Source organism: Microbacterium sp. 69-10 (assembly GCF_001897945.1).
Lineage (GTDB): Bacteria > Actinomycetota > Actinomycetes > Actinomycetales > Microbacteriaceae > Microbacterium.
This window is the reverse complement of sequence record NZ_MKRT01000005.1, coordinates 820-14,479: the sequence shown is the minus strand read 5'-3', so window position 1 is coordinate 14,479 and position 13,660 is coordinate 820. Positions and strand designations below refer to the sequence as shown.

The window sequence follows — 13,660 nt, the reverse complement described above, 5'->3', positions numbered from 1 at the left end:
CCTGGGTGGCCTCGGCGGCCTGCTCGGCGGCGGCTCCTCGAGCGGTGCGCAGGGCGGCGGCAACGTGATCGGCGACATCCTCGGCGGCCTGTTCGGCAAGAAGTAGGGCCCGTCAGACCCGGCTCCTGAGCGAGGGAAGCGAGACGAAGGGCCCGCGAGGGAAGCGAGACGAAGGGCCTCAGTGCAGCGCCCTTCGTCTCGTCCCTTCGCTCCTCGCTCAGGGGCCGGACACTCCTCAGCGCGCCGCGAAGACGATCCGTCCTCCGGCGCGCTTCGCCGTGCATCCGGGCAGATCGATCGGTCCCTGGCCCGACCAGTCGGTCACGAGCCGGGCGACCTCGAGCGTCTGCACCCGGGTCAGCCCGACGCCGAACTCGCTGTCGACGACGAGCCGGATGATGCGGTTGCGCAGCGCCGCGGGGTTGGCCGCGAGAGCGGCGACGCTCACCGAGATGCCCGCCTCGGCGTGCTCCACGATGTCCTCGATGGTCTCGTGGATCATCTCGTCGAACGCCTCGGCGTCCTCGCGCAGCTGCTCCGCGGTGCGGGCGAGCGCTTCGGCGATGCCGGGGCCGAGCTCGGTCTCGAGCACGGGCAGCACTCGTTCGCGCACCCGAACCCGTGCGAAGCGCGGTTCGCCGTTCTGCGGGTCGTCCCACGGCTCGAGCGTGGATGCCGTGCAGAACGTGCGTGTGGTCGCTCGGCGCACCCCGAGCAGGGGCCGCGCCCATCGCGTCGCGTCGGCGTCCTCCCGCAATGGGGCCATGCCCTGCAGACTGCCGGCCCCGGAGCCGCGGGCAAGGCCCAGCAGCACGGTCTCCGCCTGGTCGTCGAGGGTGTGTCCGAGCAGCACGGCCGACGCCTCGAGCTCCGCAGCGCACTGCCGCAGCGCGTCGTAGCGGGCCGCACGTGCGGCGGCCTCGGGGCCGTCCGGATGCTGCTGATCCACGGTCACGGTCAGCACCCGGGCATCCGCTCCGAGCTCCCGCGCCTGCCCGGCCGCGCGCTGGGCGACAGCATCCGATCCGGGCTGCAGACCGTGATCGACGATCGCGGCCGTGACCGAGATGCCGAGCGCCCGCGCCTCGAAGACGGTGGCCGCCGTGAGCGCGAGCGAGTCCGCGCCACCGGAGAGCGCGACGACGACGGGGCCGGCCTGCAGAGCGGCGAGGGTCGCGCGCACGGCGCGGCGGACTTCGGCGACGGTGGGATCGAGCGATGGCATCCCTTCACGCTACGGTGCGGGCATCCGGAGCGCATTTCTCGTTGTGCACCTGACGCGGGAAAGTGCGCTTGCCGCGGATGAATTCGTGGATTCCGTCCGCGGCAAGCGCACTTCTCCGCGCGAAGCGCTCATTGGCTGCGCGCCATGTCTCGGGACGGCGACATGCTCGCGAGTATCCTTGTGCGGGGCGGCCGCTGGGCTCCCCGCGAACTTCCGCCGCCGGCATCCGCTCGATCCCGGCATCCGAACCAAGGAGAAGCACATGGGCGCACACGACGCCGTCATCGAGATCCCGCGCGGCAGCCGCGTGAAGTACGAGGTCGACCACGAGACGGGTCGCGTGCACCTCGACCGCGTGCTGTACACGACGTTCGGATACCCGGCCGACTACGGCTACTTCGACAACACCCTCGGCGAGGACGGCGACCCGCTGGACGTGCTGGTGCTGCTCGACCACGCCATCTACCCGGGCGTCGTGGTGAACGTGCGCCCCGTCGCCGTGCTGAAGATGAGCGATGAGGCCGGTGGCGACGACAAGCTCGTGGCCGTGCTGTCGAAGGACCCGCGCTGGTCGCACATCCAGGACGTCGACGACCTGGCGGAGTACACCAAGAAGGAGATCGCGCACTTCTTCGAGCACTACAAGGACCTCGAGCCCAACAAGTGGGTCAAGGTCGATGAGTGGGGCAACGCCGCTGAGGCGCAGCGCATCCTCGACGAGGCGATCGCGCGCTTCGGCGCCGAGGGCCACTGACCTCAGGCCTGATACGACGAGACCCCCGGTTCGCGCCGGGGGTCTCGTCGTCTGCGTGGGGCGAGCGGATGCTCAGAGAGCGCCGCGTGCGGTCATGAACGGATACGGATCGACCCGCGAGCCGTTGACGTACACCTCGAAGTGCACGTGGCATCCGAACGAGTTGCCCGTGTTGCCCGCGTAGCCGATGACCTGGCCGGCGTTGACGTACTGGCCGCGACGGACGGCGAACTGCGACTGGTGTCCGTAGCCGGTGCCGATGCCGCCGCCGTGATTGATGCGGGTGTAGTTGCCGTAGCCGCCGTTGTAGCCCGCGAAGTCGACGGTGCCGGAGTGCGCGGCGTAGATCGGCGCACCGCAGCCGTTGGCGATGTCGATGCCGCCGTGCTCGCGGGACGAGCAGTACCCGGTCGTGCACTGGACGTGGCGGCGGCCGTAGTAGGAGGTGATGCGGCCGCCGGACGGGCGACGCCAGGCTCCCGAACCGGAGCCGCCGGTCCCGCCACCGCCTCCACCGCCGCCACCGGGGTTGTTCTTGGCGGCCTCCTCGGCAGCCTTGCGGCGCGCCTCGGCCTCCGCTGCCTCGCGGGCCTTGCGGACGGCCTCGCCCTGCTGGTAGCCGGCAACCGTCGCGGTGGTGGTGTCCTTGAGCGCGGCGAGCTGGGTCTGCAGGGTCTGCAGGTTGTTCTGCTTCTCGTCGAGAGCGGCCTGGGCCGCGTCGGACGCGGCCTGCGCCTTGACCATCTTGTCTTCGGCGATCTTCTGAAGGCGGTCGCGCTCGTCGCGCGCGCTCTTGGCCTGGTCGCTCAGGTGCTGGGCGGAGTCACGGGCAGCGGCGGCCGTGTCGGCCACAGTGCGGTTGTACTCCAACAGCTTGTCCATGCTGCCCAGACGCGAGAGCAGGTCGTCGGCACCGTCGGAGGACTTGGACAGGAAGAGCTCGAGCGCGGCCTGGTCGCCGCCGGTGCGGTAGAGCTGCGTCGCCACCTGACCGGCCTTGCGCGAGCTCTCGTCGGCGATCTTCGCCTGCTCGTCGGCCTGCGTCTGCAGCGTGTCGGCGCGGTCAGCCGCCTCGAAGTAGGCCTGCTGCGCCGCGTAGTACTCGTCACCGGCGACCCGGGCGGCCTGCTCTGCGGCGGCGGCCTGCTGGGTGAGAGTCTGGATCAGGCCCTCGATGCGGGTGATCTCGGCGCCCTTGGCGGCCTCGTTCGCCTTGGCGCGCTGCACGTCATCCCAGCTGGGATAGCCGGGCTCGGCGAGTGCCGCGTTCGAACCGGCGGTGATGCCGAAAGCGGTGAGGGTGATGGCGCTCAGTGCGCCGACGGTGATGGCGCCACGACGGGTCACCTTCGCGGACGGCCAGAATGCTCGCCGCTCGGCGGGCGTGGGAGCACACCCGCATTCCTCGGATGCTGCAGCATCCGCCTTGACCTGCTCGTTCACTCGGCCCCTTCCGCCGGTTTCACAAGTGCCACACTAACAACATTCGTCACATCCGCAACAGAAGACGAGTGCGATGGATGCGGCTTCGGGACCGGTGATCCGGACTCCTGCGGGCACAGGAGACACTCCCATCGTCCTCCCGAAACGCCCGGGATGGAAGAAGACGCGCCCTCGATTTCGTTTTTGACCGACGCTTCGCTTATGCTTGAGCGTCGGCAAGGGAAACCCCCAGGGTTCACCTGCGGCCCCATCGTTTAGCGGCCTAGGACGCCGCCCTTTCACGGCGGTAGCACGGGTTCGAATCCCGTTGGGGTCACTCTTCCGATACAATTGAAAAGTTATGGCCCTGTAGCGCAGTTGGTTAGCGTGCCGCCCTGTCACGGCGGAGGTCGCGGGTTCAAGTCCCGTCAGGGTCGCTCCTAGCGTTGAGCCTTCTTTCGAGGAGGCTCTTCGTCTAAGAAGCGGCAGATCATGATGTGCCGCTCGGCTCTGTAGCTCAGTTGGTAGAGCGTTCGACTGAAAATCGAAAGGTCACCGGATCGATGCCGGTCGGAGCCACAAGGCTGATCATTACAATCAGCCCAGAAACCCTCGCGTAGCTTCTACATCGCGAGGGTTTTGCTTTGCCCAGGTGAGGGGCGGTTTCTGAGGCGTTCCCCTGGGCTGTGCCGATCCGTTCATGTGGGTCCGTGAGCCTGTCGAAGGGACGTCGTGGAGCTACCCCTTGGGCTCTCCCGGTGCGTGCCGGCTTTGTGCCAGTTGGTCTCAGGTTCACTGGTGACGTCCCGCTGTGTGGTGGAGTTTCTCGACACCGTGCGGGATCAGCTTCTGTGATTATGCCGCGTTGAGTTCCGGGATCGCCACCTCCTCGTCGTTCGCGGTGAGGAGCTTCATGGAGTGTTCGCTGAAGTAGCGACGGTCGGCGCCGTCCCATTCGTCGTGCTGCTCGATGAGGACGTGCCCGGCGAGGCGCAGGAGCGCGGCGGGGTTCGGGAACGTGCCGACGACGTCGGTGCGGCGTTTGATCTCCTTGTTGACCCGTTCCAGCGGGTTCGTGGACCAGATCTGCCGCCAGTGCTGCTGCGGGAATCCGCAGAACGCGAGGATGTCGTCTTTCGCGTCCTCGAGCATGTCCGCGGTCTTCGGGTGCGAGCGGGTCAGCATGCGGACGACCTCGTGGAACTGGCCGAACACGTGCTCGGTGTCGGGTTGCGCGAAGATCGTGCGGATGATCGACGCGACCATCGGCCCCGATGCTTTCGGGACATGCGAGAGCACGTTGCGCATGAAATGCACCCGGCAGCGCTGCCAGGCAGCGCCGGTGAACACGGTCTCGATCGCGGAGATCAGCCCGGTGTGCGCGTCGCTGATGACGAGGCGCACCCCGCCCAGATCGCGGGCCTTCAGCGAGCGCAGGAAGCTCGTCCAGAACGGCTGTGATTCGGTCTCTCCCACCTCGAAGCCGAGGACTTCGCGGCGCCCGTCGGCGGCGACGCCGATCGCGACGACGACCGCCTGCGAGACCACGCCGGCCGACCCTCGCTTTGCAGTAGGTCGCGTCGAGGAACACATACGGATATGTCGTGTCCGCGAGGGGCCGGTCCCGGAACGCGGCGACGTCCTCGTCCAGGTTCTGGCAGATCCGCGACACCTCGGATTTCGAGATGCCGGTGTCCGCGCCCAGCGCTTTCACGAGGTCGTCGACCTTCCTCGTGCTCACGCCGTGGACGTATGCCTCCATCACGACCGCGAACAGGGCCTGATCGACTCGGCGGCGCCGCTCCAACAGTGACGGGAAGAAGGATCCCTGCCGCAGCTTCGGGATCCGCAACTCCAACTCAACAGGGCAAGACGTCGTCGCCCCTCAGCAGTCAACGGAGCATTAGCGTGAGTTATGAAGACCTCCGGTTTAGAAATGTGAGTGTGGTAACCCACATCCTGGCCGGAGGTCTTCGCTATGTCACGCGTTCACAACCTGTCGGGGAAATACAAACTAGATGACCTTTCGGCCCTGCGGATTGCTCAGCTGGCGGACGCGATCCGTGCAGCGATGCTGTCGCCGATCTGGTCGGTCGAGCGGATGCCGACGTCTTGCCGATGCTCGATGTCGAGGCCGACGGCGCCACGGATGCGCTGTCCCGCAACCGGCAGACCGACATGGTCGAGAAGCATCGCGGCCGACAGGATCGCGGCGGTCGGGTCCGCGAGCTGCTTGCCGGCGATGTCGGGCGCCGATCCGTGGACGGGCTCGAACATCGAGGGGAACCGATCATCGGGGTTGATGTTGCCGGAGGCCGCGAGCCCGATGCCGCCCGTGATCGCACCCGCGAGATCGGTGAGGATGTCACCGAAGAGGTTGTCCGTGACGATGACGTCGAAACGCTCCGGATGCTGCACGAGGTGAATGGTCGCAGCATCCACGTGCAGGTAGTCGACCGTGACATCGGGGTACTCGGCCGAGACATCGGCCTGCACCTGTGCCCACAACGCGCCGGAGTGGACGAGCACATTGTTCTTGTGCACGACCGTCAGGCGCTTGTCTCTGGTCCTAGCCAGATCGAAGGCGTAACGCAGCACGCGTTCGACTCCGAACGCGGTGTTGACCGACACCTCCGTCGCGATCGCCTGAGCTGTGCCGCCGCGCACGAGCCCACCGGAGCCGGAATAGGCACCCTCGGTCCCCTCGCGCACGATGACGAAGTCCGCTCTGGCATCGGGGCCGAGCACGCTGCCGATGCCGGGGTGGATGCGGGCGGGGCGCAGGTTGACGTACTGGTCGAACGCGAAGCGCAGCCGCAGCAGCAGGCTCCGCTCGATGCTCACGCTCTCCAGCCGCGGGTCGCCCGGCACTCCCCCGACGGCGCCGAACAGGATCGCATCACTCTCGGCGATCGCCTCGAGCGTCGCGTCGTGCAGCAGCTCCCCCGTTTCGAGGTAGTGGTCGGCGCCGAGCGTGAAGTCACGGTACGCGATCGACGCGTCCTCGAAAGCGATCGCAGCATCCAGAGCCTTCTGCGCCTGGACTGTGACCTCGCGGCCGATGCCATCGCCGGCGATGACGGCGATATTGATAGTGGTGCTCACTGAAAAAGGGCCTTCCGGTGCGGATGCGGTGGACATGGGCGCTCAGCCCTTCTCGGCCCCGGCGGTGAGTCCACCGGTGAGAAGGCGCTCTGTCGCGAAGAAGAGGATGACGATGGGCAACGTGAGAACCACCGAACCTGCCATGAGGACGGTCGCCGGCACCTCGACCGCACCCGACAGACGGGACAGCCCGAGCGAGACCGTCCACTGTGCTGGGCGATCGACGAGGAAGAGCAAGGCGAACAGGAACTCGTTCCACGCGATCATGAAGACGAACAGGCCGGTCGCGATGATCGAGGGCAGCGACAGACGCAGGCTGATGCGTCGCATCACCCCGAATCGAGTCAGGCCGTCCATCAGGCCGGCCTCCTCAACGGAGACGGGCACGCTCTCGAGGTAATTGCGCAGCATGTATATCGCGACGGGGATCGTCTGCGCGGCGTACACGAGGATTAGGCCGACCAGCGAACCGCGCAGACCGATACGGGTGAACACAGCGAACAACGGAATCGCGATGATGATCGAGGGGAACAGGTACGCCGCGAGGAACAACACGCTGATCTGCCGCCGCCCGAAGAACGGCAGGCGCGCGATGGCATAGGCACCCGGGATCGCGAGTGCCAGCGCGAGCAGCACGGAGCCTGCGGCGACGAAGCCGCTGTTCGCGATGAACGTGCCGAAGCCCTGCCCGCCCTCGGACGTCGGGAGCAGCACCTTGAGATAACTGGTCAGCGACAGCTCGTCGAACGTGAGCCACAGACGTGACGGGTCGCGGAGGAGCTGCTCGATAGGACGCATCGACAGCACGAACATGTACCAGAACGGCAAGAGGCAGACGATGAGCAGGACGACGATCGTCATGGGCCGGGCGATCTTCAGCACGGCGCGCTGGATGGAATCACTCGTCAGACGGGTGCGCACGGGGGTGGTCATTCGAATCGGCTCCCGGACTTCTTGAGGATCGCGGCGTAGACACCGAGGGCGACGACGAGCAGTGCCGCGAGGACCAGCGACTGCGCGGACGCCGCACCGACGTTCTGCTGCACTGTGAGCAGTTCGTACACCCGGATGCTGGCGACACCCGTGCCGGCGGCTCCACCGGTGAGCAGGAAGACACTGTCGAACTCGTTGAACGTCCAGATGGTGCGCAAGATCACTAGCACGCTCATCACCGGCAGGAGCTGAGGCAGAACGACGTGGATGAACTTCTGCCAGGGGGTCGTGCCGTCCACCAATGCGGCTTCTTCGATCTCGGCCGGGAGGGACTCCATGCGGGCCATGATGAACAGGAACGCGAACGGGAAGAAGCGCCAGATCTGGAAGGCGATCACCGTCAGCAGCGCGGTCGGCACGGGAATCTGGGCGCCGAGGATGCCGAGCATCCCCTCTTTCTGAGTGAGGAACGGGATCGGGTCGGTCCACCCCAGCAGGTCACGGCCGACCGAGTTGACGATGCCGAACGATGGGTTGAGCATGATGCGCCACACGAAGGTGACGGCGACGACCGGGGCGATGTAGGGCAGCAGCATGCTCGCTCGGATGAATGTGCGCCCCCGGAACGGCTTGCGCAGTGCGAGCGCGGCGATGAGCCCGACGACGACAGAGCCGATCACCGAGCCGGCGGTGAAGAGCACGGTGATCCACAGGCTCGACCAGAGCTCTTTCGACCCGAGCACCAGAGCGAAGTTCTCGAACGTAAACGCCTCGAACAGTCCCTGCGAGCCGATGTTTACCAGGCGCAGTTTCTGGAACGCGATGACGAACGACCATGCGAGCGGCAGGAACACCATCACGACGACGACGAGGAGGGTCGGCGCCACGAGGATGAGTCCGTCACGGGCATCTCGGCGGGTGAGACCGTCGCGCTTCGAGCGCGCGCGGGTGGCTCGGGCTCCTGGGGGCTTCTGGCCGGGCAGCGCGGTCGTGGTCGTTGCGCTCATCTCAGCTCCTTCTTGTGTCGTCGTCTGGGGTGCGTGCGGTCACGGGTCGGCACGAAGCATTCAGGCTCCGCGCCGACCCGCTGATGATCAGCCGCCGAGGCCGGACTTGATCTGCTCGGCCTTGTCGGTTGCACTCACCAGGGCATCATCGAGCGATCCACCCGATGCGATGAGATCGGAGAAGAGCGTCGGCAGAACCCGCTGGGTCGTCATGGCTCCGGCCAGGCCACCCTGACCTTCCGTCATTCCCCAGCGCACGATGTCGTTCGTTGCACCGACGACCGTGTCCAGCACCTCGGGCGAGTACAGCGCGCTCAGCTTCTCGCGCGTATCCACGCCCGTCTCGAGGTCAGCCCAGCCATCGACGTACTCGGTCGAGCCCGGCTCGGCCCCGGTACGCACGGGGATCTTGCCCTCCGGAGCGACCGAGATCCAGTCGATGTACGAGTCGCTCATCAGCCAGCTCACGAGGTCTTTCGTGATGGGAGCAGCGTCCCGCATGATGGCGAACGAGACGACCTCGCCGTAGGTGGCTGGGCTGGAGGCGTCGGGGCCCTGGAGGCCGCCGACGACACCGGTGTTGTTCGCGAGCCAACGCGGGTCCGCAACGCACTGATCGCATGTCGGGAGTGCGTCGTTGCGCAGGCCGGCCAGTTCATCGAGGAGGAACGACGACCACACGACCATGGCGGCCTGGCCGGCGAAGTAGCTGGCACGCGTCGTCGCGGTGTCCTGCTCGCCAGCGACCGAGTACTTGCTCATCAGATCGGTGTACAGGCCGAATGCGGTCTTGCAGTTGTCGCTGTCAAGTGCGAGGTCGCCCTTGCCGTTGACCAGTTGGCAGTCATTGGACAATCCGAAGCTCTCGATCGTCTGCGAGGTGAACTGCTCCGCGGCCGACGTGGCAGCGGAGATACCGGCGACGCCGTTGCCGTTGAGCTTCTTGGCTGCCTCTAGCACCGAGGGGTAATCCGTCGGAGCATCAAGACCCGCGGCCTTGAACAGGTCGGTGCGGTAGAAGAGCATCAGCGGGAACGCATCGCTCGGAACGGCGAGCTGCGTGTCGCCGGAGCGGGTCAGGTCGAGTGCTGCCTTGTTGAACGTGCCAGCGTCGAGCTTCTTGACCACTTCCGCCGCCGCTTCGGTGTCGAGCAGATCGTCGTTCGCGAACTGGTGAACGTTCGAGAGCGGGAGCGCGGCGACAAGGTCGGGCAGCTCATTCGCGGCGGCTGCGGCCGTCAGTGCGCTGGAGAGCTGGTCTTCGGCGATCGGGACAAGCTCGTAGTCGACATCGTTGGAGGCGGAGAATGCATCGAGCATCTTCTCCTGGGCCTGAAGGCGGTCCGGCTTGTCTTCGATGGTCCAGATGGTGAGCTTCGAATCATCCTTCTGCGGCTTGGCGCCTGTATCGCTCGCACAGCCGGCGAGGCTGAGCGCGACGACAACGGCGGATGCTGTGAGCGCCATCAATCGTGAGTGCATGGTGTCTCCTTTGACAAGGTGCTGGTCTGGTGAGGGCGGGTGACTGCCGGGTGGCGGTCATGCACCGGGGCCCCTCGAAGTTTACACGTGGCATTCGATGAGTCAAGAACTGATTTCTACTATTGTTTTTCCGCATATAAACGGCGAGCAGCACAGAGTTGCTTCGAGGAAACTTTTACCGTTACGCTATCCGTGGACAGGGACGTCCCCTGCTGATTGATCACCTCTAAGGACCAGCGCATGAGTTTCTCTATGGGCATCGTCGGTGCCGGACAGTTCTCCGGCAGCTTTGCCAGTTTGTTCAAGCTCCACCCGGGCGTATCCCGGGTGTACGTCACCGATCTACTGCCGGATCGAGCACAGGCGCTCACGGATCAGTTCGACCTCGACGGCACGTATCCCTCCTTCGAAGCGCTGCTCGAAAGCGACGTCGATGCGGTCGGCATCTTCACCCAGCGCTGGACCCACGGCCCGCTCGTCGTGCAGGCGCTTCGCGCCGGAAAGCACGTCTACTCGGCGGTGCCGATGGCCATCAGCCGTGACGAGATCGCCGAGATCATCAAGGCCGTTGAAGAGACCGGCCTGACGTACATGATGGGCGAGACCAGCTACTACAACCCCGCGACCGTCTTCGCGCGCGGCAAGATCGCCGAGGGCGCGTTCGGCCGACTCGTGTACGCCGAGGGCGACTACATGCACGACATGGACCTGGGCTTCTACAAGGCGTACCAGCACTCGGGCGGCGAGAACTGGCAGTCCACGGCCAGCTACCCTCCGATGCTTTACCCCACGCACGCGATCGGCGGTGTGCTCGGCGCGTGGCAGACCCACGCGGTCAGCGTCAGCTGCGTCGGAATCCGTGACACGCTCGGCGACGGCGTATTCGACCGCTCCATCAGCGCGTTCGACAACGACTTCTCGAACCAGAGCGCCCTGTTCGAGCTCGCGGACGGCGGCGCCATGCGCACGAACGAGATGCGCCGAGTCGGGTACCCGTCGAAGATCCGCGAGTCCCGGTTCCGCTTCTTCGGCACCGACGCCAGCTTCGAGCAGCTCGCCCGGCAGTCGGTGTGGCAGAACAAGCGCGACTTCGAAGACGTGACGGAGCTGCTGCAGACGCAGCGGACGCTCTCGACGACCGACCGCGCCCTCGAACACGTCGACCCCGATCTGCGCGACGCATTCGTCTCCGGTCACGCGCCGGTGCACGACCGATCGAACCTCCCCGCCGAATACGAGGGGCTGCCGAACGGCCACGAGGGAAGCCACCACTTCCTCGCCGACGAGTTCGTCAGCGCCGTCAACGCGCGCAGACTGCCCTCGGTCAACGCCTGGGTCGCGGCTCGCTTCACGCTGCCGGGCATCGTCGCGAACGAATCGGCTCGCCAGGGTGGCGCACGCCTCGTGATCGAGGACTTCGGAGACGCTCCGACCGCCTGAACCCGCATCGTCCGCGCCCCGCGTGCCACAATGGCGTCGCGGGGCGTGGCGCATTCACGGCCGGCGGTCGAAGGAGACGAGACAACCACATGGTGGAGCAAAAGACTGAGGGTGCGCGGCGCCGCGTGACGCGTGAAGACGTCGCGCGACTGGCGCAGGTCAGCGTTCCCGTCGTCAGTTACGTTCTCAACGACGGCCCCAAGAACGTCTCGCCTGCCACCAGAGACCGCGTGCTCGACGCGGTCGATCGTCTCGGATACAAGCCCAACGCGGCCGCACGGGCGCTGCGCAGAGGACGCAGCGATCTGCTCGGGTTCATCGTTCCGAGCATCGCGAACCCGCTCTTCGCCTCGTTCGCGTTGGAAGTCGAGCGGGCCGCGGCAGCGAGGAAGGCCACGGTGATCACGGTGAGCGCCCGGGCCGGTCAGGTCGGAGTTGCGCTCGAGCGGCTCGCGTCGCACCAGGTCGATGCCGTGCTCGTCGCCACCGGCCTGCACTCGGCGGATGTCGCCGCCGTGGAGCGGTCGGGGCTGAAGGCCGTGCTGCTCAATCAACCGAGTTCGGTGCCTGGCATGCCGACATTCTCGATCGATCTGTACGGTGGTGTCCGCGCGGCGGTGACCCATCTCATCGATCGCGGTCATGCCCGGATCGCGTATCTCGGACCAGCAGACGGCGACCCCCGCCGATATTCGGGATGGGCAGACGCGATGACATCGCGCGATCTCACCCTCGGCCCCCACATCCCCGCGGACTTCAGCCGCGCCTCCGGCCGCGAAGCGATCGATCAGCTGCTCGAACTCCCCGAGCGACCGACCGCGATCTTCGCCAGTTCTGACCAGATCGCGATCGGTGCACTGCTGGGGTTGCACAGAGCGGGCATCCACGTTCCGAACGAGATCGCCGTGGCATCCTTCGACGACTCTCCCGACGCACAGTTCACGTGGCCTCCGCTCACTGCCGTGCATCAGCCGCTACGGGAGATGGCAGACGACGCGCTCGAACTGATCGTGTCCGGCACCGGGCCCACCGAGCGGATGTACGACGCTCAGCTCGTGGTGCGCGAGAGCACGATCGGCGCCCCGGGCGTCTGATCGGACGCACTCGTCGCGCCGCCTCTGCGGAACGGCCAACCCACGGAATCCATGTCCGTTCCTCGGGTCTCCTTCATCACGAGCGCCCCCACGATGGCGAGCGCCGCGAGGACCGATGTCCACACCCAGAAGACCCACGACGCCCCGATCTGCCCCGTCCAGGTCAACAGGTACGGTGCGGTTCCGCCGAAGACTGCAACCGAGATCGACGTGCCGATCGCAACGCTGGTCGCGCGGATGCGAGTGGGGAAGAGCTCGGAGATCAAGGCGGGATACATTCCGGCACCCATCGCCCAGATGCTCATGCCGGCCGCTTGAGCGACGAAGAGGGTCCAGGGCTGATCGCTGATGAGTTGCGACAGCGGATAGAAGAACAGGATGGCCGAAACACCGAAGGCAATCGCCAGCGGCCTGCGTCCGATCCGATCCGAGAGCGCACCCCAGCCGATGAGCGCGACGATCGCGACAGCTTGCGCACAGACTCGCGGTGAAGGCAGCAGTGGGGTCCATCCCACGGTCGGCGATGGCGAATGAGGATGCGAAGATGGGCGTGAGGAACGAACTGGTGACAGGTTCGGTTTAGGCCGCGAGTGTGAGCGGCTCGGCTAGCTTGGCTTCGAACTCGATGGGCGTCAAGCCACCGAGGGTGTCCTGAGCTCGCTGGCGGTGGTACTTCCGTTCGATCCAGACCACGATGGCCAGCCGCAGCTCCTGCTGAGTGGCCCAGCGCTGCTGGTTGAGCACGTTCGTTTGGAGAAGCGACCAGAAGCTCTCCATGGCCGCGTTGTCTCCCGCGGCGCCGACGCGACCCATCGATCCGACCATGTCATGACGGCGCAGCTCGCGGGCTATCGCCCTACTCCGAAATTGGCTGCCCCTGTCGGCGTGCAGGATGCAGCCGGCGACCTCACCTCGGCGGGCGACTGCGTTGCGGACGGCATCGACGGCGAGCTTCGCGGTCATCCGGTCGCTGATCGAGTATCCGACGATCCGGTTGGAGAACACGTCTTTGATCGCGCAGCAGTAGAGCTTGCCTTCGCTCGTCCAATGCTCCGTGATGTCCGTGAGCCACAGCCGGTTCGGGGCATCGGCGCGGAACACCCGCTGCACGTGATCGTCGAACACCGGCGGGCCGGCCTTCTTGCCCTTCCCACGTCGCCGGCGCTGCGCGGACGAGAGGATCCCGGCCTGCGAGCAC

11 protein-coding genes, 3 tRNA genes and 1 pseudogene are annotated in these 13,660 nt (G+C 66.3%); 6 read left to right on the top strand and 9 right to left on the bottom strand.

Annotation, left to right across the window (positions count from 1 at the left end):
• Positions 1-235 precede the first annotated feature (235 nt).
• Positions 236-1,225, bottom strand: a complete 990-nt coding sequence (gene tilS / locus BGN97_RS01720; RefSeq protein ID WP_292697516.1) for a tRNA lysidine(34) synthetase TilS — start codon at positions 1,223-1,225, stop codon at positions 236-238.
• A gap of 262 nt (positions 1,226-1,487) precedes the next feature.
• On the opposite strand from tilS, the gene ppa reads away from it, so the two are divergent.
• Positions 1,488-1,979, top strand: coding sequence for an inorganic diphosphatase (gene ppa, locus BGN97_RS01715; RefSeq protein WP_285635495.1), 492 nt, complete (start codon positions 1,488-1,490; stop codon positions 1,977-1,979).
• A 72-nt stretch (positions 1,980-2,051) separates the two neighbouring features.
• On the opposite strand, the gene BGN97_RS01710 is transcribed toward ppa, so the two are convergent.
• Entirely contained in the window at positions 2,052-3,422 is a 1,371-nt protein-coding gene (locus tag BGN97_RS01710; RefSeq protein WP_292697511.1) for a M23 family metallopeptidase, read from the bottom strand.
• Between the two features lie 243 nt (positions 3,423-3,665).
• On the opposite strand from BGN97_RS01710, the gene BGN97_RS01705 reads away from it, so the two are divergent.
• The 3 genes from BGN97_RS01705 to BGN97_RS01695 all read left to right on the top strand — a co-directional run bounded on the left by BGN97_RS01705 (position 3,666) and on the right by BGN97_RS01695 (position 3,980).
• Positions 3,666-3,738 (top strand) — tRNA-Glu (locus BGN97_RS01705).
• Between the two features lie 26 nt (positions 3,739-3,764).
• Positions 3,765-3,838: transfer RNA gene (locus BGN97_RS01700), tRNA-Asp, on the top strand.
• Between the two features lie 69 nt (positions 3,839-3,907).
• Positions 3,908-3,980: transfer RNA gene (locus BGN97_RS01695), tRNA-Phe, on the top strand.
• A gap of 276 nt (positions 3,981-4,256) precedes the next feature.
• Here the strand turns inward: BGN97_RS01695 and BGN97_RS01690 are convergent.
• The 5 genes and pseudogenes from BGN97_RS01690 to BGN97_RS01670 all read right to left on the bottom strand — a co-directional run.
• A pseudogene (locus BGN97_RS01690) lies at positions 4,257-5,262 on the bottom strand (IS256 family transposase); the annotation flags it as partial.
• Between the two features lie 182 nt (positions 5,263-5,444).
• Positions 5,445-6,506 (bottom strand): 3-isopropylmalate dehydrogenase, encoded by a 1,062-nt coding sequence (locus BGN97_RS01685; protein ID WP_292697509.1) that lies wholly within the window; start codon positions 6,504-6,506, stop codon positions 5,445-5,447.
• A gap of 42 nt (positions 6,507-6,548) precedes the next feature.
• Positions 6,549-7,439, bottom strand: coding sequence for a carbohydrate ABC transporter permease (locus BGN97_RS01680; protein WP_188703250.1), 891 nt, complete (start codon positions 7,437-7,439; stop codon positions 6,549-6,551).
• Positions 7,436-8,446 (bottom strand): sugar ABC transporter permease, encoded by a 1,011-nt coding sequence (locus BGN97_RS01675; RefSeq protein WP_292697505.1) that lies wholly within the window; start codon positions 8,444-8,446, stop codon positions 7,436-7,438. The genes BGN97_RS01680 and BGN97_RS01675 overlap by 4 nt, the downstream gene beginning before the upstream one ends.
• Positions 8,447-8,533: 87 nt before the next feature.
• Entirely contained in the window at positions 8,534-9,913 is a 1,380-nt protein-coding gene (locus tag BGN97_RS01670; protein WP_292697503.1) for an extracellular solute-binding protein, read from the bottom strand.
• A 255-nt stretch (positions 9,914-10,168) separates the two neighbouring features.
• Here BGN97_RS01670 and BGN97_RS01665 point away from each other — a divergent pair, with 255 nt between their 5' ends.
• Both BGN97_RS01665 and BGN97_RS01660 read left to right on the top strand, forming a co-directional pair.
• On the top strand, positions 10,169-11,368 hold the full coding sequence (locus BGN97_RS01665) for a Gfo/Idh/MocA family oxidoreductase (RefSeq protein WP_114117596.1): 1,200 nt from the start codon (positions 10,169-10,171) through the stop codon (positions 11,366-11,368).
• 125 nt (positions 11,369-11,493) lie between these two features.
• Positions 11,494-12,462: a LacI family DNA-binding transcriptional regulator gene (locus tag BGN97_RS01660; RefSeq protein WP_292697497.1), complete on the top strand. Its 969-nt coding sequence runs from the start codon at positions 11,494-11,496 to the stop codon at positions 12,460-12,462.
• Here BGN97_RS01660 and BGN97_RS01655 read toward each other — a convergent pair.
• Positions 12,417-12,977, bottom strand: coding sequence for an MFS transporter (locus BGN97_RS01655; RefSeq protein ID WP_292697495.1), 561 nt, complete (start codon positions 12,975-12,977; stop codon positions 12,417-12,419). The two genes, BGN97_RS01660 and BGN97_RS01655, sit on opposite strands and share 46 nt — an antisense overlap.
• Positions 12,978-13,041: 64 nt before the next feature.
• The coding region (locus tag BGN97_RS01650) for an IS3 family transposase (protein ID WP_292697493.1) at positions 13,042-13,660 on the bottom strand (619 nt) is incomplete at its 5' end.

Bases quoted from the DNA above. Each gene is read 5' to 3' on its own strand.
- BGN97_RS01675 (WP_292697505.1), bottom strand. From the start codon at position 8,446: ATGAGCGCAACGACCACGACCGCGCTGCCCGGCCAGAAGCCCCCAGGA.
- ppa (WP_285635495.1), top strand. From the start codon at position 1,488: ATGGGCGCACACGACGCCGTCATCGAGATCCCGCGCGGCAGCCGCGTG.
- BGN97_RS01680 (WP_188703250.1), bottom strand. From the start codon at position 7,439: ATGACCACCCCCGTGCGCACCCGTCTGACGAGTGATTCCATCCAGCGC.
- BGN97_RS01670 (WP_292697503.1), bottom strand. From the start codon at position 9,913: ATGGCGCTCACAGCATCCGCCGTTGTCGTCGCGCTCAGCCTCGCCGGC.
- tilS (WP_292697516.1), bottom strand. From the start codon at position 1,225: ATGCCATCGCTCGATCCCACCGTCGCCGAAGTCCGCCGCGCCGTGCGC.
- BGN97_RS01665 (WP_114117596.1), top strand. From the start codon at position 10,169: ATGAGTTTCTCTATGGGCATCGTCGGTGCCGGACAGTTCTCCGGCAGC.